We start from the raw sequence: 21323 nt of genomic DNA on the forward strand, positions 1-21323 counted from the left end.
CACCCTTTGAGTACTTTCCGACTCTGCCCCCGCCACCCCGCTCCTCTTAAAGTGAGGCATCGAGCGTTCGATCGGGAGCGTCGTCAGGAAACGAACGGATTGGAAAAGCCCGAGACCCCGCCAGTCATCGGCTTCGCGCTTATCGAAGAGAACGGTCCTTGGCTCGAACGTCGGCCCCCCCACCAGCGCCGTCGAACACCTCACCCCTCCGTGGGAGATTCCGTTCCATGCGTACAAGATACCTCGTTTACGGCGTCACCGCGCTTCTTCTGGGAAGCATCGCCCTTCCCTGCCTCGCCGACGACGCCCCCACCGGACAGAGCGCATTCGTCTCGGAACTCGCGCGCAAGGCGATCCTTTCGGTGACCAGCGACACCATTTCCTCCAACGATCGACAACAACGGCTCTCGGTATTTCTGGACTCGGATTTCGATATGCCCCGGATCGCGCGTTTCGTTCTCGGCCGCTATTGGAAAAAGGCGAGTGAAAGCGAACAGCAGACATTCATCGTGGTCTACCGGGATTTCATGGCTCGCGTCTATTCGCAACGCTTTGCCCGATATAACGGTGAATCGTTCCGCGTCGTCGGACAGCATAAGGACACCGAGGACGCCAGCATCGTCTTGACCGAGATGAACCAACCCGCCGCGGGATCCCCGCTCAGGGTCGAATGGCGCGTCGCCGACAACGGCGGTTACAGGATCATCGATATCAGCGTCGCCGGAATCAGCATGGCCCTGGCTCAACGCGAGGAATTCGCCTCCTACCTTACTCAAAATGGCGGAAACCTGTCCGACCTTATCTCGCAGTTGCAGGTGAAGATCATCGCGCTGGATTCAAGGTGACGAACCGATCTCCCCCTCACGAGAGAGGCTTTCGGGAAGCCCTATGGGATAGGCCATCTAATTTCGACAGACACTCAACAACTGTCAAATAAACCCATCGGCTGTTCTGAGTAATTTCCGAGTCTACCTCCCCCATTTTTCAGACGTCTATACTGAAACAGTTATTCAGAGGACCAGGCCGATGATCGTCGATGACCACGGCATGGGAACGGACTCAACGCCTTCAAATTAGGAATGAAACATGATGAACGTCCGAGGACTTTTTCTGGCGACGTCTCTCGCCACCGCGGCACTGGTGTCATCGGCGGTCGTCGACCGTGCGAACGCGGCCGCCGCGGAAGACATCAATCGGGACTCCGAACAGGCACTCCAAATTCTTTACAAAGCCAATCCCATCGCGGTGGACCTGTCGAAGAAGGCCAGAGCGGTTCTCGTTTTCCCCAACATCGTCAAAGCCGGCCTCGTCTTCGGCGCGGCATATGGCGAAGGTGAATTGAAGCGGGGAGCGAAAATCGACGGCTACTACAATTCCTTTACCGGCTCCTGGGGCCTGCAGGCGGGCGCCCAGTCCTATGGATATGCCGTGTTTCTGATGACCAAGAAGGCTGAAAGCTACATCAATCGGTCGGCCGGATGGGAAATCGGTGTCGGACCGACGGTCGTTGTCGTGAACGAGGGCGTCGCCAAGAATTTGTCCAGTTCAACGCTCAAGGATGATGCTTACGCCTTCATATTCGATCAGCAGGGCCTGATGATCGGCATCAGTATTGAGGGAACGAAGATTTCAAGAATCAAGAACTGAACGATGATGCCGGCCCAAAGCGACAATCACCCAGAGAGGATCTTCCCCATGACATCGAATACACTCCTCATCGAACCGATCATCGCCTTGGTATCCGGCATCCTCATCCTGTTTCAACCGAGACTTCTCAATTATATCGTCGCAATTTACCTGATCGTGGTGGGAGCCATTGGGCTATCCCACCGACTTTCCTTCTAGACAAATTTCTAAAAAAATAATTCATCAACTTCACTAAGACACTAGATCAACACGAACGGTAAACGAAAACCTCACCTGGTGACCTATGATCTTGGGAGATAACTACGATGGAAAATGAAGAAACAATGGGCATGGCATATTTTCTTGAGCGCGCCCAGCAATGCCGTCGCCTGGCACAACAGGCACTGTCCTACGGAATCGCCAACGAGCTTGAAAAATTGGCCCGTGACTACGACAAGGATGCGGCCATGCTTGAAGCATCCGCACAGACGGCCTCCGAATAGTGGATTCCATCAACAGCCGACACTATTTTGATAATTTGACACCAGACCCAGATCTGCATCCGTCAAATTCTCGTCACCGGCAATCGGCCGCCTTGGCCGAACCATCCGCACAAGGAAGACGGTCATGGAACGCTCGATGAATACACTGATAATCTCGGGAATATTGCTAGCCTTCCTCGGTATTGTCGGATTTGCCATCCCGGTGTTCACCACACAACAGACGAAGGATGTGGCGAGAGTAGGCGATCTGCAGATTCAAACTCAGGAAGATACGTCCCACGTCATCCCTCCGCTGGTCAGCGGCGGCGCCCTGATCCTTGGAATCGTCCTCGTCAGCGGCGGGCTGTACCGCAGGCGGTAAGATCGCTCGCTCTGGCAGCATCAATATCCAAAAAATATATTAAAAATAAAGTAAAAATACATGGGTATTTTCCGACCCTATACCCCGAACTTATTACAATATAATGTTCGAAAAGAGAACTATTTTACAAAGGAAACACGAGATGAAAAACCTTTTACTATTTAGCGTTGGCGCGTTCTCGATGATGGCCGTCGCCGCATTCGCCCAAAGCCCCTCTTCCGATACGACGACATCGACACAATCGACAACCACCACGGTTGCGCCGGCCGTCGGCAGCTACAGTACCCACAAGTCCCAAAAAACCATTGAAAGCAACGGCACCGAAACCGACAAGAGCCAGAGCTATACAAGCGGCGCCAGCGGAAGCACCTCCAGCTCGAGCACCCAGACCACTGCCCCGGACGGCTCGAAATTGAGCACCACGAATGAACAACGCACCCCCTCATCGCCGGGTAGCGACACGACGACGATCAAGCGCACGACCACGACGACGGGACAATAGGCCCGACCGCGGCGCCGCGCTTCGTCCCCGTCCCCACGGCACTTATTCGCCAACATGGATCGCATCGGAGTCAAACCATGACCACGACATTGCTCCCCCTTCGACTTTTGACTGTCGCAGCGCTTCTCACCAACACCATCTTGCTGGCGGGTTGCGGCAGTTCGGAAAAAACCACCAGAACGACCACCGAACAGACCACCACCGTGCAACCGCCGCCGGTAACGTCTTCGACGACAACCACCACGACGAAACAGTCGCCGCCATGATGGGATGCGACACGGCAAAACATTTTCTCGTCATTCCGGCCGAAGCAAAGCTGAGAACCGGAATGACGAACCGGCAGAAACTGGAGACCGAAAACCATGAATAAGGATCGCATCGCCGGCATCGCCAAACAGGCCAAAGGCGCAATCGAAGAAACAACGGGGAAGGCTTTGGGTGACGCCAAACTCGTCGCCGAAGGAAAAACCGACAAAAGCAAGGGAAAGATCCAGAACGCCATCGGCGGCGTAACGGACGCGTTGAAGAAATAACGCCGGCAAAAAGGACAGCGCCCATTTCGTCCGCTCCGCGTTTTAATGCCGCCAATCAATTGAAGGATATTCCCATGACACGTCCGATCACGCTTCTGGCCGGTGCCCTCATCGTCATCGCGGCAGCCGCAAGCGGCCCCGCCTTTTCACAGGGTGTTCCTCAGACCTTGTCCGTGATGAAGATCGACCCGCTGTCGCTGGCCACGGGATACCGGACCACCAAAGTGGTGGGCAGTACCGTCGTCAACGAAGCCAACGAGATTGTCGGAAAAATCGACGACCTGATCGTCACCCCCACGGACAAGGTTCCCTTTGCGGTGTTGTCGGTCGGGGGCTTCCTGGGCATCGGCACCAAATTCGTCGTCGTGCCCTACAATGCGCTGGAAATACATGACAATCAGATGCTGCTCCGCGGCGCCACCAAAGAATCGCTGAAGAGCCTGCCGGCATTCAACTACAGCACCTGAGCGAAAGATGAAAGAATATGAGTAATTTCCGAGTCTACCAACATCATCTCTAAGTTGGTATTTTAGAAAAATACAGATGAAACAATGCATTGATATATTTTCGATACGACACCTTCTTGCTCGGGAGTTCATGCCATGCTCGGCACTATCCTACTGATCATTCTGGTGCTGTTCATAATCGGCGCCTTGCCGAGATGGTCTCACAGCACGAACTGGGGTTACCTCCCGAGTGGCGGATTGGGAATCCTTCTGATCATCGTCGTCGTCCTGCTGCTTCAGGGACGAATCTAGTGTTGTAAAGCATTTTGAATATATGTCCGTCTGAATTTCCCCGTCGGTAGGGAGGACATGTGATGTGCATATACAGAGCGAGAAACATTCATCAAAGCATCGGATCCACCCAACAGACCGAAAGCACTGCCGACAATGTCTATTGCGACAACGAGAATTCCACGAATGTCGTTGAACTGATCGTAAGCTTGCAAACTACGCCAGAAAAAACTGCATCAATACTTCGCGTTCACCAGCATTCATACGGAAAGAACAGATTTTCCCTTAGGCGCTGATGCCTCTGGAAGCGACGGCAAGAAAAAACCAGACCGAGGCCGCATGATGCAAGCCCCCCTGCCCCATCCCCTCCAGGTCGGCTGATCCATGCGGTTACGAGTGGCCCCTTTCCACCTCTGGAAAGGGGCCACTTCACTGCCAGCCTTCGACAAAACAGAGCCACCGGCGTGCCCGCCCAACAAGGCGCTCGGATAAGCCCTCGCCCCTTGTGGGAGAGGGCGGCGAGCGTGAGCGAGCGGGTGAGGGGTTCGCGCGTCGGCGCGACATAAAGACTTGTTTGTTTCTGCACACTTTTTCCGCGCTCATCGCGCGTAAGTCCCCTCACCCCGCTCGCTGCGCTCGCCCCCTCTCCCGCAAAGCGGGCGAGGGGTTTTTTATCCTCCCACCCATGGGCAGGAACGCCGGTGCCACTGAAGGATTACTTCGTCTTTGGCTCGCGAATGACACGCTTTGTCTCTGTTCACCTCAGATACAAGGTGACTTCGGTTCGACGATTTTGCGGTTCGCGAACCCCATCGTCCGTCGGGGTAAGCTGGGCCGTCCCGATATCCACGCTGGAGATTCGCGACGGCGGCACGCCATCCTTGATCAGTTCCGCCTTGACCGCCTCGGCCCGGCGTTCCGACAGCGCCTGACTGTTCGCATCCCATCCGGCGGCAACGGAATGCACCGAGAGCTTGACCTGGGCAGCCGGATTTTCTTTCGCGCTATCGGCCACTTCATAAAGAATCTTCGCGGCGGTCTCACTGATCTCCGAACGGTCGGGATCGAAGAAAACCTCGAACTTGTTCAGATCGGGAGTACCTTGCGCGTCCACGGTTGGCGGCGAGCCGCCGCCCGCAATCACACAGGCGCTCAACGCGAAACCTGCCCCGGCCATAAGCATGTATCTGCCCAATGTCATGACTAATCCTGTTCTTTCGTGCATGTCGGCCAGTGGCGTGCTTCATTCTGGATGAAGGGTGGAGAGCCCGAGCGCCACTTCGGGCTCTGGTTGGCCTTGTTCAGTTGCGGAAGAGCGGCTTCCGTCCGGGTGCCGTCAGCCTATTGGCCGGAGGCCTCATACCCGCCCGAAGGATCTTCTCCCCCCCGGTCTGCCCCGCCTCCGGTCCGGCATGTTCCGGCGTCTCGGGTTCTGGGCGCTTTGTCTCATCGGACTGATTATTCTCGTCGGTCATCTCATACCTCCTGTTGCTCCGGCCCGCACGGTCGTCACAAGGCGATGGAATCAGCGGGAAAAAAGGGTGTACCTGGAAGCCACCGCAAGAGCGTCATCGGGCCACCATCGAACCGACAACGGGCATGGAAGTCGGCAAATCACCTCTGCCAAAGTCGAAGCATAGCGCGGGATAACCAGATCCCGTCAGCCTCGGGAACTACTTATGCAAAACCGCGCGGATCGGCGGCAGGGACGCGGGGACCACACCCAGGCGATTTGAGTAGTTCCCGAGTCTACCGTCGCGGGGGCGTCAGCCGTCATTCTGTCGTAGCCATTCGGACGACATTGCTCACATCAGGAGTCGCCGCAGTAGGAACCAAGGACGGGGGAAACCAAAGACGGGCCGCCCCGTTTTCAGGAGTCCATTCCATGCTCTTCACGATTGTTCTGGTCACCCTGGTGCTGTTCCTGATCCACGCCTTCCGGAGATGGTCTCAAGGACGCTTCCGGACAAATCAGGGACAAGGCGTCACGCTAGTTATCGTCACCCTCCTGCTGCTCCTGACCTGAAACGCCACAAATCGGAAGGGTGGTGAATGGACGACTCCACGCTTAAACAGCCGGACCGGCCAAAGCTCCTTCAGATCATGGGGCCAGGCCTTATCACCGGAGCATCGGACGACGATCCCAGCGGCATAGCGACCTATTCGCAGGTGGGGGCCCAGTTCGGTTACGGCCTCGCCTGGACGCTGCTCTTCACTTATCCCCTGATGGCGGCGATCCAGGAAATCAGCGCCCGCATCGGGCGGGTAACCGGTTTTGGCATCGCGGGAAACCTTAGCCGTCACTATCCGGGCTGGCTTTCAGGCGGAATCGTCGGCTTGTTGCTGTGCACCAACATCATCAATCTGGGCGCCGATCTGGGCGCCATGGGCGCCGCGCTCAAACTGCTGATCAAGGGCCCCGACCTTCTCTATGTCTGCCTGTTCGGCCTCTTCTCGGCGGCCCTCGAAATTTTCACCCGCTACGCGCGCTACGTCTCGATTCTCAAATGGCTGTGCCTGTCCCTGTTCAGCTACGTCATTTGCGCATTCCTGGTGAAAGTGCCATGGGCCGAAGTCGGCTTGGCGGTCATCTGGCCGCGGCTATCGGCGAAACCGGACTACGCGATGGCGATCGTGGCCGTTCTCGGCACGACGATCAGCCCCTACCTGTTCTTCTGGCAAGCGGAACAAGAGGTCGAAGACGAGAAGGAATTATCCGGCGCACGCCCCCTCATCCGGGCCCCCGAACAAGCGCGCGGCGCGTTCGCCCGCATCCGTATCGACACCTATCTCGGCATGGCGCTTTCCAACGTCATCGCCTTCTTCATCGTTATCACCACCGCCGCGACGCTCCACGCCAATGGAATCACCAACATTCAAACGTCGAGCGACGCCGCCGAGGCGCTTCGGGCGGTCGCCGGCCGCTTCACATTCGCCGTCTTCGCCGCCGGAATCATCGGCACCGGTCTGTTGACGCTTCCCGTCCTGTCCGGATCGGCGGCCTACGCCTTGGGAGAGCTGTTGCGTTGGCATGTCGGCCTGTCGCGCCGGCCACTTCGGGCCAAAGCCTTTTATGCAGTGATCGCCTCGGCGACGACGATCGGCGTCGGGCTGAATTTCACCGCCATCGATCCGGTCAAGGCGTTGTATTGGAGCGCGATGCTCAACGGCGTCGTCGCCGTGCCGGTGATGATCGCCATGATGCATCTGTCGATGCGCTCCGCCATCATGGCCGGGTTCACGCTGCCACGGCCATTGCAGGTCATGGGCTGGATCGCGACGATCGTCATGACCGTCACCGTCGTGGCGATGGTCGTCACTTGGCTCGTTCCGGCCTGAACCACGCTTCAAAACTTGAGTAGTTTCCGAGCCTACCGCCACCGGAACGCAGCCCGATATGATCGCTCCGACGAGGTGGCGCATCTACCCGGCTTATCCCCCATGGCTTTTTCGAAGCCCCCCAATCTGACCGGAAGCCCGAGACAAGGGATACCGACCGCCGCCTTCCCTCTGGAAAGAGACACAAATGAAAAATACCGATTCAGCCGTCGCCGTCTTCGCGGATCACAATGCAGCGGAAAACGCGGTAAAAAAACTCACCGCAGCGGGCTTCGAGATGAAAAATCTCAGTGTCGTCGGTAAAGGATTCCACACCGAAGAAAAGGTTGTCGGCTTCTACAATATTGGTGACCGGATCAAATTTTGGGGCGCCAGGGGAGCGTTCTGGGGCGGTCTTTGGGGATTGTTTTTTGGCGGGTTGTTCCTGACCATTCCCGTCGTCGGGCATGTCGTCGTCCTGGGATATGTGGCCGCCACGATCATTGCCGCCGTTGAAAACGCCATCGTGGTGGGTGGCCTGAGCGCCCTTGGCGCGGCCCTCTACAGCATGGGGATCCCGAAGGACAGCGTCATCCAATATGAAGCCGCCGTTAAAACCGATAGCTTTCTGGTAATGGCGCACGGCTCCGCGGCGGAAACCGCCAGGGCCAAGGCAATTCTCGCCGAAACCAATCCCTCCAGTCTCACCGTGCACAGCTGCGGCAAAACAACCGAGCCGGCGGTTCCAGCCGCCGTCTGAACGTTACCGAAACAGGAGGTTTCCATGAGGATTATCATCGCTTCGCTGGTCCTGGGACCACTTCTGCTGATCGGCGGGACCGCCGCCGATGCCGGCACATCCGTTTTTCCGATCGAATCCGCCCCCGTTAAAATTGCGGCCCGCGCCGATTCCTCCGCCGACCGGGAGGGTTTCGTGCAGAGGGCGCGCGAAAGAACGGCGGAATGGCAGCAAAAACTGCAAATCCTGAACGATAAGGCGGCGGCCAACGGAAGCGCCGCCGGAACCGCCGCCGAGGAAGATCTGCACAAGGCCTGGATCAAAATCGAGGCCGCATCACACCGATTGGAAGACGCCAGCGACGAGGAATGGCAAGACGCCAAGACCGCGTTCGAAACGGCGTCCCACGAACTGGCGGACACGTGGCACAGGCGATATCCGGCGGACAAATGAGAGACATCATGTCATCGAAATCATCCATCGCCATGGCTGCCGTCGTCGTCCTGGCCGGGTTGAGCCTTGCCCCCCAGTTCGCCCACGAGGCTCACGCTTCCGGATGCGATGCTAATGACAAAATCGACAAGTCTTCCGCCGATATGGCCAGGAAGGCGATGGCAAAGGCCGGCTATCTTCAGATCCACGCGCTCAAGAAAGGCTGTGACAATTTCTGGCACGGCCAGGCGACCAGGAATGGCGTCGCCGTCCGCATCGTTTTATCGCCCCACGGACAAATCGAAACGGAAGGTGATTGATATGGCGAGACTTCTTGCCTGGCTGCTGGCATCAGCTTGCGCGCTATCGGCACTTCAAAGCGCCGCGCGGGCCGACGATACGAATCGGATCTCGGTCCTCGAAGAAAACGACTCCCCCTATTTCAATACGGACAAGCACTATACCCAGGGACTGCGCCTATCTAATCTGGGGCCCGACGTCGAATCGGGCAGTGGCTGGAATGGTCCGTTCGATCTCGCGGGCCGCCTCGCCCCCGTCTTCTCGCAGGATGGCTCCTCTCCGCGGAGCACGCGCCGCTACGCCCTGTTCCTGGGGCAAAGCATCTTCACCCCGCAAAATCAGGCTCTCAAGCCGCCGGATCCCCGGGATCGGCCCTACGCCGGCTGGCTTTACGTCGGAACAAGCCTGCTCCAGGAAAGCAACCGCCATATGCTCGAAAATCTCGAACTCGACCTCGGCGTGGTCGGACCGGCATCGCTGGCGAGACAGACACAGAACGATTTCCATCAATTCATCGGCGTTGCCCAGGCCCAGGGCTGGAGCCATGAAATCCAGACCGAGCCGGGAGGAATGCTGACTTACGAACGGCTCTGGCGCATCGCCCTGGTTGGCGACCGCGACAACGGCATCGACGTCGTGCCGCAACTGGGCGCGACGGTCGGCAACATCATGACCTACGGTGCCGCCGGAGGCCTGCTGCGGGTCGGCAAGAACCTGCGGGCCGATTACGGACCGGCGCGAATTCGCCCGGCCCTGTCCGGCACCGACTATTTCGATGCCGACCATCTTGACGGCGATCTCGGCTTTTATGTCTTCGCCGGCGCTCAGGGTCGCGTCGTCGGACAAAACATCTTCCTCGACGGGAACTCGTTTCGTACGAGCCCCAGCGTCGACAAACGAGTCTTCGTCGCCGATTTACAGGCCGGCTTCTCGCTGTTCTGGTCGCGTTCCTGGCGCATCGACATCAGCGGCATCCGCCGCACCCGCGAATATGACGGCCAGCACACCCCCGACGTAATCGGCACCGCGACCCTCTCATTTTCGATGTAGTATTCATGGACCACGGGAGATCGGCTGCGGGAAAAGCGATGCGACATCCATGGGGCCGGTGGTGAGTGAAGCGCGTCATGCGTTGGGATCGCGGAATCCGGGCACGCCTCTGGATGCGCTGGCCAGTAACTCCTTTTGCCGTGTCGCCGACGCCCAGCAATTTGATGGCAACGCCGTTCGGTTGCTGTGCGACGGAGGCGAGAACTACCCGGCGTGGCTGGCTGCCATCGCCCGGGCCAGGCACAACGTCAACCTGGAAAACTATCTCTTCTGGGATGACGAGATAGGGCGGGCCTTCTCCGACGCCTTGGCCGACGCCGCGCGACGCGGCGTCGCTTGCCGGGTCATCTATGATTGGCTGGGATGCGTGGGCAAGACCTCGGGACGGTTCTGGCGGAAAATGCGCGCCGCCGGGGTCGAGGTCCGCTGTTACAACCCGCCGCGGATCGACAACCCCCTGATGTGGGTAAGCCGCGACCACAGGAAAGTTCTGTGCGTCGACAACCAGCTCGCCTTTACCGGAGGGTTGTGTATCGGCAGCAATTGGATCGGCCACCCCGACCGGGGCATTCCGGCCTGGCGGGACACGGCCATGGAAATCCGGGGTCCGGCGGCGGCGCATCTGAGCCAGGCTTTCGCGGACAGTTGGCTCTCAGCCGGGTCGGCCCTTCCGGCCAATGAGCTGACGCCGCCGGAAGAAACGGCGGCCCAGGGCGACGTCAGGCTGTGGGTCGTCGCCGGACATCCCGATAGCATGGGCCTTTATCGGCTGGAGCAGTTGGTGGCCGAAATCGTCGAACGCTCGCTATGGCTGGCGGACGCCTATTTCGTGGCGACCACGGCCTATGTCCGGGCCCTTACCACGGCCGCCCAGGCCGGAGTCGACGTGCGCCTGCTGGTCCCGAGTTCCGGCGACGTTCCTCTCGTCGGCGCGATCTCGCGCTCCGCCTACCGTCCTTTGCTCGAAGGCGGGGTCCGCATCTTCGAATGGAACGGACCGATGATGCATGCCAAGACAGCCGTGGCCGATGGATGCTGGTCGCGGGTGGGATCCAGCAATTCCAACTTCGCCAGTTGGATTACCAATCGGGAACTGGATATCACCGTTCACGATCGCTCGCTGGCCGCGGACATGGAAGCGCTTTACCTGCGCGACCTCGATAACACCACGGAAGTGGTTCTCCGCCACGGCCGGCCGAGGCCCACGCCCCAGCCGGGATCGCATGAGGCACGCTATCTCGGCAAGCGGGCGGGAACGGCGAGCCGCCTTCTGGCGGGCGTGATCGGCTTCGGCGGAACGGTCGGCGCGACCTTGGCGAGGCATCGCGTGCTGGGCGCATCCGAAGTGCGCAACATCGCCTTCGCGGGCATTGGCCTGCTGCTGTTCGCCGCAGCCGCCCTCACCCGCCCCTGGTTGATCGCCTATCCCTTGGGCGCGATTGCGGTTTGGGTGGCAACCTCCCTACTGGTCGGCGCCTGCCGCCTTCACTTCGAAAAACCACCGAACGACAAGCCTGAACATAAATAATTCAAAGACCATAGCCAGCGTTGCCCAGGGCAATCGGGTGAACGCGCGCAAGTTGTTCTTCCAAAAGTAATCTTCTCCGCGTTGGCGCGTTGATCGCCCTGAAGCTTTAGCGGAGGAAGCCCGAGGCGGACGGATGTCCGCCGCCCGGCGTGTGAGGGGCAAGAATTTAAACCAGGGCACGCGGGATCACCCGATTGCCCTGCAGCGTTGCCGCAGCGGCGACCGGCAGGAACAATATGAAAATCATCAGTTGGAATTTGTTGCATTTTGCGGGTGCCACGCTCGATGAAATCGTGCATCTGATCGAGGACGAACACCCCGACCTTCTTCTGATGCAGGAAGCAACACGCCGTATCGATTCCTTGCCCGCACGACTCGGGGGCTATTACGCCCGACACCCGCTTCCGGGGCGCCGCCACGGCCTGGCGGCCTGGAGCCCGACCCCGTTCCGCACGGCACCACAATCCATCAAACTGCAGTCGGGACTGATGGTGCCGCGTATTTGCCAGATCCTCGGCCTTTCCGGCCTTACCGTCGCCAATGTCCATTTGTCGCATGGCCAGATACTCAATCGACGACAGTTGGGCCTGATCTTCGACAGTCTGCCGGTCAGAGCTGCCGTCCTGGGCGATTGCAATATGGTCGGGCCGGTACTTCAGAACAGATTCCGGGACGTTGGCCCCAGGATAGCCACGCATTTCGCCGGCGCCGTCTTGCCATTGCGCCTGGATCGATGCTTCGTGCGCAATCTGGACTGCACCGAGGTGGGGGTTCTGTCCAAAGGCGGCTCCGACCATCGCCCCATCATGGTTCGGCTCCGCATCCCGCAATCAAATCGAAGCGACGGACTCTCAGCATGAACGCCGATTTTGCCCTCCTGCTTTCGAAGATTCCAGATCCCCTGGCTCTCGCCGGAGCCTTCCTCGTGGTGGGGTTCCTGGTGACCCGGCTCGCATTTCGAGATCGCCCGGTCGGACGGTTTCTCTGTCAACTCGCATCCTTCGCCGGCTTCACCTCCATGCTTCTCGTCGCCAGGGTGATACCCTTCGAAGCGACGCCCAAGATGGACTGGACCCTGACCTACGTCGTCAGCGGCGCTCTCAAGATCGTCTGGTGGCTGGCGGCGTCCTGGCTGCTGTCCGGCTTTTTCCGCGCCGTCCTCGTCTATAAGAGGCAGGCCCGGGAAACCCGTCTGCTGCAGGATCTCATCGCCGGTTTCATATATGTCTGCGCCGTCCTCGCGATCATCGGCTATGTTTTCGACATCCCCGTCAGCGGCGTTCTCGCCGCCTCCGGGGTGATCGCCATCGTCCTCGGCCTCGCGTTGCAGAACACGCTGGGGGACGTCTTCTCGGGCATCGTCCTCAATCTCGCCAAACCCTATCACCCAGGAGACTGGGTGATCCTGGATGGCAGCCTGCAAGGGCGTGTCATCGAGACGAATTGGCGGGCGACGCAGATCCTCACCGACAGCAATGATCTTGCGAGCGTCCCGAACAGCATCGTCGCCAAGGCGAAACTCGTCAACGCCAGTAGACCGACGCTGGCCCATGGCCTGACCATCATCGTCAGGCTTGATCCCGCGACGGTGCCCTCGCGCGGCTGCTCGGTCTTACAAACGGCGTTGCTGAGCTGCAACCGGATCCTCCGGGTCCCGGTTCCATCCGTGACTGTTCGGTCGCTCGATGCCGTTGCCCTGGAATGCGAAGTCCAGTTTTTCGTCACGACCATCGAGGACGGTCAGGACGCTCAAAACGAGGTTTACGATCTTGTGTTCCGGCTTTGCCGGTCCGAGGGCATTCGCCTGGCGCCGCCGGCGGGTAGTCCCTTCGCCCTGCCGCCCGGCGCGACACGGCGGGAACCGGCGGATGCCGCCCAACGATTACTGGACCATCTGCCGATCTTCGCGCCGCTTTCAGATGACGAACGTGCAACCCTTGCTCCCAAAATGACCCGCCGGATTTTCAAGGCGGGCGACGTTCTGATCGAACAGGGTATCGTCGCCCAGGCGCTGTTCATCCTCAGTTCCGGTGTCCTGGTCGCCCTCCAAAGCCAGGGGAGCGAGGAAGGGGAAGTGACACGCCTCGCTCCGGGAGACTGCTTCGGTCAGGCCGGCGTATTGACCGGCACGGCGAGCATGTTCAAGATCAAGGCCCTGACAAAGGCGCTTGTCTATGAAATCGCCAAGGATGACCTTACTCCGCTCCTCAAGGAAATACCGGCGATCGCCGCGGAACTCGGTCAGACCCTGGCACGACGGGAGGCTGTTGGAAAATCGATCCTCGCGGAGCTTGCCCCCCCTGACAAGAACAATGAAAATTTTGCGACAAGGCTGGCCGATCGGGTGAAGGATCTCTTCGGACTCGACTGAGGGAGAGCGGGTTTCATAGGCTTGCTCCTCGCCCCTTGCGGGAGAGGGGCTTTTTCTCGCCGGCCGCTCAATTCATCTTGTCTCGCCGCCACCGTGCCAATATTCGATGTCGATATCCATATGCCAGGATCACGATCAGCACGATGGAAACGACGATCACGCCCCAAAATCCGCATTTGCGGATGAAACCGATACCGTCCGCGGCATGGGCGCCGAAATAATAACCGGCCATGGTCCACACCAGGACCCAAAGCGCGCCGCCAAGGGCATTGAATATCAGGAAGCGCCACCAATCCATCTTCATGGTTCCGGCGACGATACCGTTCAATTGGCGCAACACGCTGAAGAAACGGGAAAAACCCACGGCCACCGGACCATACCGCGCGAAAATCGCCTCGATCCTGCCAATTCGCGCGGCGTTCAGTCCGATTTTTCCCCCATAGCGCAGCAACAGATCATGGCCCAGGATCCGGCCGATCAGATATCCGATATTGTCGCCGAGAACGGCTCCCGCCCACGCCGAAAGGAACAGGCTGCCCACTGAAAAGTCGCCGCGGCCGGACAGCATCGCGGCGACGATGAGCAACGATTCTCCGGGAAGCGGTATTCCGCAGGACTCGAATGTCAGGATTATGAAGACGGCGACAATGCCGTAGTGATGGAGCCAGGGCTCCAACATTGCCAACTCATGTCCGAAATCCGGCATGACGTCAGGCCATCGTCTTCATCGCCTTGCGGAAATAAAGCAAGGTCGCGCCGAAGAATACGCCTCCGATGGCCGCCAGGGCCAGGAACTGCGGCCACACGACACCAAAACCGGCATCGCGATAAAAGACGGCCTGGGCAAGAATGATGATGTGGGTGGTCGGCGCGACCATCATGATGTCCTGTACGATTTCCGGCATGCTATCGCGCGCGGTAATGCCCCCCGAAAGGACCTGGAGCGGAATCAGCACAAGGATCACCATGATCCCGAATTGCTGCATCGAACGCGCGACGGTGCCCATGAAGATGCCGAGCGCGGTGGCCGCGAAAATATCGAGAGCCGCGCCGGCAAGAAAAAGCGGCATCGATCCGGCGAGCGGAATCCCCAACACGCCTCGCGCCATGAAAATCAGCGAACAGGTGGCGGCCAACAGTACGACGAGCCCCATCGACCAGATCTTGGCGGACATGATTTCGAACGGCGAAACGGGCATCACCAGCAGATGTTCGATCGTGCCCCGCTCGCGCTCGCGAATCAGAGCCGCCCCGGTGAGAATGATGGACAACATCGTCACATTGTTGATGATCTCCATCACCGCGCCGAACCAGGCCTGGGTCAGAGATGGATTGAAACGCGCGCGCAGTGCCAGCGCAACCGGCGCCTCGGCGCTCGGACGATCATGTCGCAGGAATGTCGCCACCTCCTGGCCGACCATCGACTGGATATAGGCGCTCCCGGTGAACGCCTGGCTGATCATATTGGCGTCAACGTTAAGCTGTACGCCCGGTCGCCGGCCGGAAAGCAGATCGCGCTGGAAATCGGCCGGGATATCGAGAACGAAGGTATAGGTTCCCTTGTCGAGACCGGGATCCAACTGCGCTTGCGAGATAATCGCCGGCACCTGGAAATGGGGAGGATAGAACGCCCCGGCGATCCGCGCGGAAAGCGGCGAGGCATCCTCGTCGACGATGGCGATCGGAGCGTTGTGGAGCGTTTCGGGCATGACGGTCGCCGCCACATAGATGCCCAGGCTGAAGACGTACGCGATCAGAACCAGCATGATCCGGTCACTGGCCAGACTGTGCAATTCCTTCACGCCGAGCCGGAGAATGTTGGCCAAGTGACCGATGTCACGTCTCCTGTTTCTTGAGGAGAAAAACGCAGAGCGTCATCAGCACGACGACACTGGCAAGGATTGGCATCAGCGAAGGCCAAAGCTCCACGAAGCCGAGTGCTTTGGAAAAAGTGCCCCGCGCGATGATCAGAAAATATGTGGCTGGAAAAATTCGCCCCACGACGGCGCCCGCCCCTTCCAGAGAGGACACCGGATTGACCAGTCCGGCATATTGGACCGCCGGGACCATGGTTCCGATCGCCGTGCCGAAAATCGCCGCGATCTGGCTCTTCATGAACGTCGACATGACCAACCCGATGCCCGTCGCCGCCAGGATGAAAATGAATGCCGCGGTTGAGAGCATCGCGAAACTGCCCGTCATCGGCACACCGAAGACCGTCGTCGCCAGGATGGTGAGCAATACGAAGTTCACCATGCCCAATATGACGTAGGGTATCTGCTTGCCGATCAGGAATTCACTGCGCGTCACGGGAGTCACATAGAGATTGACGATCGAGCCCAGTTCCTTTTCGCGCACGACACTGAGGGCCGTCAGCATGGCCGGGATCATCAACAGCAAAAGCGGAATCAGCGCGGGCACCATCGCGACGATGCTGACGACATCGGGATTGTAGCGAAAGCGGATTTCCACATCGACGGGGCTTAAGGAAGGCCGCGATCCCGTTCTGCCGAGCGCCATGTCCGAAAGCCAGGCGGCGTGCATGGCCTGCACATAGGACTGAATGGTCTCGCCGCGCTGGGGCATCGCACCATCGATCCACATGCCGACGGAGACCGGCGTCCCCCGGTCTATATCCCGCCCGAAGCCCGGCGGCAATTCGACGGCAAGACCAAGCTCGCCCGTCTGCATGCGGTGGTCCAAATCCGCATAATCGGTAATCGGGGCACGTTCGAGGAAATAGCGCGAGCCCGCAAGATTGAGCGCATAGCCGCGACTGAGCGCCGTATCGTCATGATCGAGCACGGCAAAATGGATATTCTCGACATCGAGACTGATTCCATAGCCCATGATGAACATGAGAATGACCGTGCCAAGCAAGGCAAGGGTGCCGCGGATGGGGTCGCGGCGCAATTCCAGCGATTCGCGAAGCGTGTAGCTCCACAGGCGCCGGAGGCTGAAACCGCTTTGGTTCAAGGCGGGCTTTACATCCCCGGCCTTGATTCCGGCCGGCACGGAGGCCGGCGCGGCTTCGCCTCCCCCGGCATCCTCAAGATAACCGATGAACGCGGCCTCGAGCGTCTTCGCCCCCCGGCCGGCGACAACCCCCGCCGGCGTATCGCAGACCAGCACGCGTCCGGCATGCATCAGGGAAATACGATCACAGCGTTCGGCCTCGTTCATGAAATGGGTCGAGATGAAGATCGTGACCCGGTCTTGCCGGGAAAGATCGATCATCATCTGCCAGAACATGTCGCGGGCGATCGGATCGACGCCAGAGGTCGGTTCGTCCAGGATCAGAAGCTCGGGCTTGTGCACCATCGCCACGGCCAGCGACAGGCGTTGACGCACACCCAGCGGCAAATTATCCGGCAACGCGTCAACGGCGGCGGCAAGCTCGAAGCGGTCGACCATCTCGGTGACGCGTCCCGGCACATCCGCCGCCGGCACACCGAAAAGCTGCGCGTGCAGTGTCAGATTTTGCGCGACGGTCAGTTCCGAATAAAGCGAGAAAGCCTGGGTCATATAGCCCACCCGTCGTCGCATCTCGACGTCGACGGTGGCCACGCGGCGTCCGAACAGCCAGGCGTCGCCCTCGCTGGCCGACAGCAATCCGGTCAGCATTTTCATGGTGGTCGTCTTTCCGCAGCCGTTCGAGCCCAGAAAGCCGAAAATCTCACCGCGCTCGATGCGAAAATCGACATGGTCGACGGCGGTGAAATCGCCGAAGCGCATGGTCAAACCCTTGGCCTCGATCACCACCTCATGCGTGGCGTCATCGGTTCGCGGCGGGATGGTGATGGTCCGGTGGCCGCGCCGCTGTTCTTCGGGCATCATCGCGATGAAGGCGTCCTCAAGTGTATCGGCGCCGGTACGCTCAAGAAGATCCCGCGTCGTGCCGACGGCCAATATCCGCCCGGCGTTCATCGCAATCAGCTGATCGAAGCGCGCCGCCTCTTCCATGTAGGCCGTGGCGACGACGACGCTCATGCCCGGTCGCGACGCGCGGATGCGCTCGATCAATTCCCAGAACTGAACCCGCGAAAGCGGATCGACGCCGGTGGTGGGTTCATCGAGGATCAACAGATCCGGGTCGTGAATCAGGGCGCAGCAGAGCCCCAATTTCTGTTTCATGCCGCCCGACAGCTTGCCGGCCGGCCGGTCGCGAAACGTCAGCAAGCCGGTGCTGCCCAGCAGATCGTCGATACGGCCATCCCGCTCGGCCTTGCCCTGGCCGAAAAGCCTGGCGAAAAACTCGAGATTTTCGACGACCGTAAGCGTGGCATAAAGGTTGACGCCCAGCCCCTGCGGCATGAAGGCGACACGGGGACAAATCGCGGTCCGGTGTCGGCGATCGGCCATGTCACCGCCCAATACCTCGACCTGTCCATCCTGGAGCGCCCGGGCGCCCGCGATGAGACTGAACAGGGACGACTTGCCGACCCCGTCCGGTCCAATCACGCCGACAATTTTTCCCGCCGGTATCTCCAGCGTAATCCCATCGAGTGCCTGCGTCGCGCCATAGCTCAGACGAACGTCCTTGAGCCGGATGACCATCGCGTCCTGATCGGAAGAGGACATCTTTTAATTCGGCACACGAAGAGCGAGGCGGTCCGGCCAAGCCTGCGCCGGATCGAGCCGGACATAGGCCACGCCGGGCAGCCCCGTCTTCACATCCCGGCTGAACTTCTTCAGCAGCGCCGGATCGATCCTGGCCCTGACGCGAAACATCAGTTTCTGCCGCTCACTCGCCGTTTCAACGGCCTTGGGCGTGAACTGAGCGACGTCGGCCACGAACGACGCGCTGGCCGGAATCACCCATTGCGGCGCCGCATCGAGCACCAGGCGCACCTCGGTTCCCAGCGCGATCCTGCCCACGGCGGTTTCGGGCAGAAAGAAGGTCATATAGACATCCGACAGATCGACGAGATTGAGCACCTTCCCGCCAGCGGCAACCACTTCGGAAGGCTGCGCGACCCGGTACTGGACCCGACCGTCGCGGGGTGACTTCAAGGCGCTATCCTCGATATCGGCTTGAATCCGAACGATGGCGGCGCGAGTGGCGTCGGCGCCGGATCGCGCGCCGACCACTTGCGCGAGAGCCGTGACGATCGCGGCGTCGGCCGCCGCCACCTGTGCCGTCGCCGCGCCGACGGCGGCGATGCTTCCCTGCTGGCTGGCCAGATCGTCGTCAAATTCCTGCACGGCGGCGGCACCTTCGTTGGACAGGGTCTGCGATCGCGCGAGACGTTTGCCCGCCACGTTCAATTCGGCCTTGCGTTGCACCACCACGGCTTGCGACGCCGCCCGCTCGCTTCGGCGTTGCGCCACCTGACTTTCCGCGATGGCGATGGCGCTGACGGACCGCGCGAGTTCCGCGACGGCTTCGTCATGCTGCGCATCAAGCACCTTGGTATCCATCCGAGCGACAATCTGGCCGCTTGTTACGAAATCACCTTCGTTAACGAGGATTTCGTTCAGCCGACCTGCCGTTTTCGCCGCGACATCGATCTCGACAGCCTCGATACGGCCATTTCCGCTGGCAAAACCGTCGCCAAGCTCCTTGGGCTTCAGGAACCACCAGAGCAGAATGCCGAGGAGAGCCGCCGCCACCAAAAGGATCGCGCCGCCGACAATCCATTTTTTCCTGGAAAGCTGCGCCGCTGCTTGTGCGGCGACCTTCGGGTCGGGCTTCGCCTCGGCCTTTGGATCGGGCTTCGCCACAACCTTCGTGTCGGACTTCGCCACAACCTTCGCGTCGGGCTTCGCCGCGGCCTTCGGATGCGGCTTCGCCACAACCTTCGTCTCGGACTTCGCCGCGGCCTTCGGGGCTGGCTTTGCCGCGACCTTCGGATCAACCCGGCTGTCACCATTCGTCATTGTGCCCGCTCATTCATTTCCTGGATTCCAGCCACGGTGTTCGCGGACGGATCGTCGCCGCCGCCGCCCAACGCGGCATACAGATCGACTTCGCTCGACAGGCGGGCGCGGCGCGATTCAACGAGAGCCTGCTCGGCGGCGAAAAGATCACGTTGGGCATCCAACACCTCGAGATAAGTCGACGCGCCATGGCGATAGCGCAGATCGGAAAGGCGCGCGCGTTCGCTCAAGGCGGCCAGCGTTTGCCGCTGCGCCGTCACCTGCTGACCAAGCCACCGCCGCGCCGCCAAGGCATCGGCGACGTCGCGAAAAGCCGTCTGCACCGTCCGTTCGTACTCGGCCACGGCGATGGCCCGCTGAGCTTTCGCTCCGTCCAGGTTGGCTCGCAGGCGACCGCCGTCGAACACCGGCATCGCCACGCTGGATGCGATGGTCCAGGCGCTGCTGCCGGCGACAAACAGGCCGTCGAGCGCGGCGCTGGCCGTTCCGTAATCGGCGGTCAGCGCGATGCGCGGAAAGAACGCCGCGCGCATCGCGCCGATATTGGCCTCGGCCGCCCGCAAACGGTTTTCCGCCCCTCGGATGTCGGGCCGGTCCGCCAAGAGTTCCGATGGCAATCCCGGCGGTAAATCCCCCACCACCGAGTCCTCGATCGAGAACAACGCCGTCACCTCCGTCGCCACGGGGACGCCGACGAGAAGCGTCAATGCATTCCCCGTCTTTTCGCGTTGCTGCTGGAGCGCGATCAGGGCGCTTTCGGCCTGTCCCAGCAGCGCATCGGCCTGGGTCATATCGAGGCGGGGCGCTGATCCGACCTCATAACGCCTGCGGGCGATGCGCGCCGATTCGCGACGGCTGGTGATCGTCCGCCCAGCCAACCCGATCCGTTCATCCAATTCGCGGGCAACCAGCCATGCGTTGGCAACGTCGGCGATCAGGCTCAAGGTAACGGCCCGGCGAGCCTCGTCCGTCGACAGCCAGCTTTCAAGAGCGGCGGCGTCCAGGTCGCGAACACGGCCCCACAGGTCGATTTCCCAACTCGCGGTCACCGAAGCGTTGTAATCACTGGCGATAAGGGTTTTCCCGGTATAGGAGAGGTCCGCCGGTGTCCGTGAGCGTGAAAAGTCCGCGCCGACGCCCACTTGCGGGAACAAGTCCGCCCGTTGGACGCGATACAAACTCCGCGCGGCTTCGACCCGCCAGATCGCGATCCGCTGATCTCGGTTGTTGTCGATCGCCGCACCGATCAAGGCGCCCAACTCGGGAGAAACGAAGAATTGCTGCCATTGAGCAGGCCTTGCCGCCTTCGCGACGCCACGGTCAGCCGGCGCCCACGCATTGGGGACCGGCATGGGTGGCCGCGAGTGCTCCGGAGCGAACGAACAGGCGGCAAGAAACATTGCTGCGATCAGAACATTGGTTCTAGGCAAACCCATCAAACAA

General features: G+C 60.2%; 25 protein-coding genes. 18 read left to right on the top strand and 7 right to left on the bottom strand.

The window, feature by feature from the left end:
* Positions 1-227: 227 nt before the first annotated feature.
* The 6 genes from CWS72_RS18400 to CWS72_RS18420 all read left to right on the top strand — a co-directional run bounded on the left by CWS72_RS18400 (position 228) and on the right by CWS72_RS18420 (position 2992).
* Entirely contained in the window at positions 228-845 is a 618-nt protein-coding gene (locus CWS72_RS18400) for an MlaC/ttg2D family ABC transporter substrate-binding protein (RefSeq protein ID WP_101252101.1), read from the top strand.
* A gap of 241 nt (positions 846-1086) precedes the next feature.
* Positions 1087-1647 (top strand): lipid-binding SYLF domain-containing protein, encoded by a 561-nt coding sequence (locus CWS72_RS18405; protein WP_101252102.1) that lies wholly within the window; start codon positions 1087-1089, stop codon positions 1645-1647.
* Positions 1648-1695: 48 nt separating this feature from the next.
* Positions 1696-1845 (top strand): DUF3096 domain-containing protein, encoded by a 150-nt coding sequence (locus CWS72_RS18410; RefSeq protein ID WP_101252167.1) that lies wholly within the window; start codon positions 1696-1698, stop codon positions 1843-1845.
* Positions 1846-1952: 107 nt separating this feature from the next.
* On the top strand, positions 1953-2129 hold the full coding sequence (locus tag CWS72_RS27890) for a hypothetical protein (RefSeq protein ID WP_158240714.1): 177 nt from the start codon (positions 1953-1955) through the stop codon (positions 2127-2129).
* Positions 2130-2265: 136 nt separating this feature from the next.
* A complete protein-coding gene (locus tag CWS72_RS18415; protein WP_101252168.1) occupies positions 2266-2490 on the top strand; it encodes a hypothetical protein in 225 nt (74 codons plus the stop codon).
* A gap of 142 nt (positions 2491-2632) precedes the next feature.
* Positions 2633-2992: a hypothetical protein gene (locus CWS72_RS18420; protein WP_146002803.1), complete on the top strand. Its 360-nt coding sequence runs from the start codon at positions 2633-2635 to the stop codon at positions 2990-2992.
* A gap of 70 nt (positions 2993-3062) precedes the next feature.
* On the opposite strand, the gene CWS72_RS18425 is transcribed toward CWS72_RS18420, so the two are convergent.
* Positions 3063-3356: a hypothetical protein gene (locus CWS72_RS18425; protein WP_101252104.1), complete on the bottom strand. Its 294-nt coding sequence runs from the start codon at positions 3354-3356 to the stop codon at positions 3063-3065.
* Here CWS72_RS18425 and CWS72_RS18430 point away from each other — a divergent pair.
* The 3 genes from CWS72_RS18430 (at position 3355) to CWS72_RS18440 (ending at position 4283) form a co-directional block, all read left to right on the top strand.
* Positions 3355-3525 (top strand): CsbD family protein, encoded by a 171-nt coding sequence (locus CWS72_RS18430; RefSeq protein ID WP_101252105.1) that lies wholly within the window; start codon positions 3355-3357, stop codon positions 3523-3525. The two genes, CWS72_RS18425 and CWS72_RS18430, sit on opposite strands and share 2 nt — an antisense overlap.
* Positions 3526-3599: 74 nt before the next feature.
* Positions 3600-3992, top strand: coding sequence for a PRC-barrel domain-containing protein (locus CWS72_RS18435; protein ID WP_101252169.1), 393 nt, complete (start codon positions 3600-3602; stop codon positions 3990-3992).
* Positions 3993-4127: 135 nt separating this feature from the next.
* Positions 4128-4283 (top strand): DUF3309 family protein, encoded by a 156-nt coding sequence (locus CWS72_RS18440; protein WP_101252106.1) that lies wholly within the window; start codon positions 4128-4130, stop codon positions 4281-4283.
* A gap of 736 nt (positions 4284-5019) precedes the next feature.
* Here the strand turns inward: CWS72_RS18440 and CWS72_RS18445 are convergent.
* Positions 5020-5463: an OmpA family protein gene (locus CWS72_RS18445; RefSeq protein WP_158240715.1), complete on the bottom strand. Its 444-nt coding sequence runs from the start codon at positions 5461-5463 to the stop codon at positions 5020-5022.
* 684 nt (positions 5464-6147) lie between these two features.
* Here CWS72_RS18445 and CWS72_RS27895 point away from each other — a divergent pair.
* The 9 genes from CWS72_RS27895 (at position 6148) to CWS72_RS18480 (ending at position 14000) form a co-directional block, all read left to right on the top strand.
* On the top strand, positions 6148-6288 hold the full coding sequence (locus CWS72_RS27895) for a hypothetical protein (protein ID WP_158240716.1): 141 nt from the start codon (positions 6148-6150) through the stop codon (positions 6286-6288).
* 77 nt (positions 6289-6365) lie between these two features.
* Positions 6366-7601 (top strand): NRAMP family divalent metal transporter, encoded by a 1236-nt coding sequence (locus CWS72_RS18450; RefSeq protein ID WP_241911803.1) that lies wholly within the window; start codon positions 6366-6368, stop codon positions 7599-7601.
* A gap of 187 nt (positions 7602-7788) precedes the next feature.
* Positions 7789-8340, top strand: coding sequence for a general stress protein (locus CWS72_RS18455; RefSeq protein WP_101252109.1), 552 nt, complete (start codon positions 7789-7791; stop codon positions 8338-8340).
* A gap of 24 nt (positions 8341-8364) precedes the next feature.
* Positions 8365-8772, top strand: coding sequence for a hypothetical protein (locus CWS72_RS18460; RefSeq protein ID WP_101252110.1), 408 nt, complete (start codon positions 8365-8367; stop codon positions 8770-8772).
* 8 nt (positions 8773-8780) lie between these two features.
* Complete coding sequence (locus CWS72_RS27495) at positions 8781-9071, top strand: PepSY domain-containing protein (RefSeq protein WP_158240717.1); 291 nt, start codon at positions 8781-8783, stop codon at positions 9069-9071.
* Position 9072: 1 nt separating this feature from the next.
* Complete coding sequence (locus CWS72_RS18465; RefSeq protein WP_158240718.1) at positions 9073-10101, top strand: lipid A deacylase LpxR family protein; 1029 nt, start codon at positions 9073-9075, stop codon at positions 10099-10101.
* A 61-nt stretch (positions 10102-10162) separates the two neighbouring features.
* The gene (locus CWS72_RS18470; protein WP_199175781.1) at positions 10163-11629 is read left to right on the top strand and encodes a phospholipase D-like domain-containing protein; all 1467 of its coding nucleotides are present in this window, start codon (positions 10163-10165) and stop codon (positions 11627-11629) included.
* 236 nt (positions 11630-11865) lie between these two features.
* Positions 11866-12489: an endonuclease/exonuclease/phosphatase family protein gene (locus tag CWS72_RS18475; RefSeq protein ID WP_101252113.1), complete on the top strand. Its 624-nt coding sequence runs from the start codon at positions 11866-11868 to the stop codon at positions 12487-12489.
* Entirely contained in the window at positions 12486-14000 is a 1515-nt protein-coding gene (locus tag CWS72_RS18480; RefSeq protein ID WP_101252114.1) for a cyclic nucleotide-binding domain-containing protein, read from the top strand. The genes CWS72_RS18475 and CWS72_RS18480 overlap by 4 nt, the downstream gene beginning before the upstream one ends.
* Positions 14001-14067: 67 nt before the next feature.
* Here CWS72_RS18480 and CWS72_RS18485 read toward each other — a convergent pair whose 3' ends face one another.
* The 5 genes from CWS72_RS18485 to CWS72_RS18505 all read right to left on the bottom strand — a co-directional run bounded on the left by CWS72_RS18485 (position 14068) and on the right by CWS72_RS18505 (position 21316).
* A complete protein-coding gene (locus CWS72_RS18485; protein WP_158240719.1) occupies positions 14068-14679 on the bottom strand; it encodes a DedA family protein in 612 nt (203 codons plus the stop codon).
* Between the two features lie 31 nt (positions 14680-14710).
* Positions 14711-15766: an ABC transporter permease gene (locus CWS72_RS18490; protein ID WP_101252170.1), complete on the bottom strand. Its 1056-nt coding sequence runs from the start codon at positions 15764-15766 to the stop codon at positions 14711-14713.
* Positions 15767-15836: 70 nt separating this feature from the next.
* A complete protein-coding gene (gene rbbA, locus CWS72_RS18495) occupies positions 15837-18581 on the bottom strand; it encodes a ribosome-associated ATPase/putative transporter RbbA (RefSeq protein ID WP_101252116.1) in 2745 nt (914 codons plus the stop codon).
* A 3-nt stretch (positions 18582-18584) separates the two neighbouring features.
* Positions 18585-19880, bottom strand: coding sequence for an HlyD family secretion protein (locus CWS72_RS18500; RefSeq protein ID WP_101252117.1), 1296 nt, complete (start codon positions 19878-19880; stop codon positions 18585-18587).
* Positions 19877-21316, bottom strand: a complete 1440-nt coding sequence (locus CWS72_RS18505; protein ID WP_101252118.1) for an efflux transporter outer membrane subunit — start codon at positions 21314-21316, stop codon at positions 19877-19879. The genes CWS72_RS18500 and CWS72_RS18505 overlap by 4 nt, the downstream gene beginning before the upstream one ends.
* Positions 21317-21323 lie beyond the last annotated feature (7 nt).

It is taken from the genome of Telmatospirillum siberiense (genome assembly GCF_002845745.1).
Lineage (GTDB): Bacteria > Pseudomonadota > Alphaproteobacteria > Rhodospirillales > Magnetospirillaceae > Telmatospirillum > Telmatospirillum siberiense.

Excerpts from the sequence above, each read along its gene's own strand:
- CWS72_RS18400 (WP_101252101.1), top strand. The coding sequence starts at position 228 with ATGCGTACAAGATACCTCGTTTACGGCGTCACCGCGCTTCTTCTGGGA.
- CWS72_RS18405 (WP_101252102.1), top strand. The coding sequence starts at position 1,087 with ATGATGAACGTCCGAGGACTTTTTCTGGCGACGTCTCTCGCCACCGCG.
- CWS72_RS18410 (WP_101252167.1), top strand. The coding sequence starts at position 1,696 with ATGACATCGAATACACTCCTCATCGAACCGATCATCGCCTTGGTATCC.
- CWS72_RS27890 (WP_158240714.1), top strand. The coding sequence starts at position 1,953 with ATGGAAAATGAAGAAACAATGGGCATGGCATATTTTCTTGAGCGCGCC.
- CWS72_RS18415 (WP_101252168.1), top strand. The coding sequence starts at position 2,266 with ATGAATACACTGATAATCTCGGGAATATTGCTAGCCTTCCTCGGTATT.
- CWS72_RS18420 (WP_146002803.1), top strand. The coding sequence starts at position 2,633 with ATGAAAAACCTTTTACTATTTAGCGTTGGCGCGTTCTCGATGATGGCC.
- CWS72_RS18430 (WP_101252105.1), top strand. The coding sequence starts at position 3,355 with ATGAATAAGGATCGCATCGCCGGCATCGCCAAACAGGCCAAAGGCGCA.
- CWS72_RS18425 (WP_101252104.1), bottom strand. The coding sequence starts at position 3,356 with ATGGTTTTCGGTCTCCAGTTTCTGCCGGTTCGTCATTCCGGTTCTCAG.
- CWS72_RS18435 (WP_101252169.1), top strand. The coding sequence starts at position 3,600 with ATGACACGTCCGATCACGCTTCTGGCCGGTGCCCTCATCGTCATCGCG.
- CWS72_RS18440 (WP_101252106.1), top strand. The coding sequence starts at position 4,128 with ATGCTCGGCACTATCCTACTGATCATTCTGGTGCTGTTCATAATCGGC.
- CWS72_RS18445 (WP_158240715.1), bottom strand. The coding sequence starts at position 5,463 with ATGACATTGGGCAGATACATGCTTATGGCCGGGGCAGGTTTCGCGTTG.
- CWS72_RS27895 (WP_158240716.1), top strand. The coding sequence starts at position 6,148 with ATGCTCTTCACGATTGTTCTGGTCACCCTGGTGCTGTTCCTGATCCAC.
- CWS72_RS18450 (WP_241911803.1), top strand. The coding sequence starts at position 6,366 with ATGGGGCCAGGCCTTATCACCGGAGCATCGGACGACGATCCCAGCGGC.
- CWS72_RS18455 (WP_101252109.1), top strand. The coding sequence starts at position 7,789 with ATGAAAAATACCGATTCAGCCGTCGCCGTCTTCGCGGATCACAATGCA.
- CWS72_RS18460 (WP_101252110.1), top strand. The coding sequence starts at position 8,365 with ATGAGGATTATCATCGCTTCGCTGGTCCTGGGACCACTTCTGCTGATC.
- CWS72_RS27495 (WP_158240717.1), top strand. The coding sequence starts at position 8,781 with ATGTCATCGAAATCATCCATCGCCATGGCTGCCGTCGTCGTCCTGGCC.
- CWS72_RS18465 (WP_158240718.1), top strand. The coding sequence starts at position 9,073 with ATGGCGAGACTTCTTGCCTGGCTGCTGGCATCAGCTTGCGCGCTATCG.
- CWS72_RS18475 (WP_101252113.1), top strand. The coding sequence starts at position 11,866 with ATGAAAATCATCAGTTGGAATTTGTTGCATTTTGCGGGTGCCACGCTC.
- CWS72_RS18480 (WP_101252114.1), top strand. The coding sequence starts at position 12,486 with ATGAACGCCGATTTTGCCCTCCTGCTTTCGAAGATTCCAGATCCCCTG.
- CWS72_RS18485 (WP_158240719.1), bottom strand. The coding sequence starts at position 14,679 with ATGTTGGAGCCCTGGCTCCATCACTACGGCATTGTCGCCGTCTTCATA.
- CWS72_RS18490 (WP_101252170.1), bottom strand. The coding sequence starts at position 15,766 with ATGCTGGTTCTGATCGCGTACGTCTTCAGCCTGGGCATCTATGTGGCG.
- rbbA (WP_101252116.1), bottom strand. The coding sequence starts at position 18,581 with ATGTCCTCTTCCGATCAGGACGCGATGGTCATCCGGCTCAAGGACGTT.
- CWS72_RS18500 (WP_101252117.1), bottom strand. The coding sequence starts at position 19,880 with ATGACGAATGGTGACAGCCGGGTTGATCCGAAGGTCGCGGCAAAGCCA.
- CWS72_RS18505 (WP_101252118.1), bottom strand. The coding sequence starts at position 21,316 with ATGGGTTTGCCTAGAACCAATGTTCTGATCGCAGCAATGTTTCTTGCC.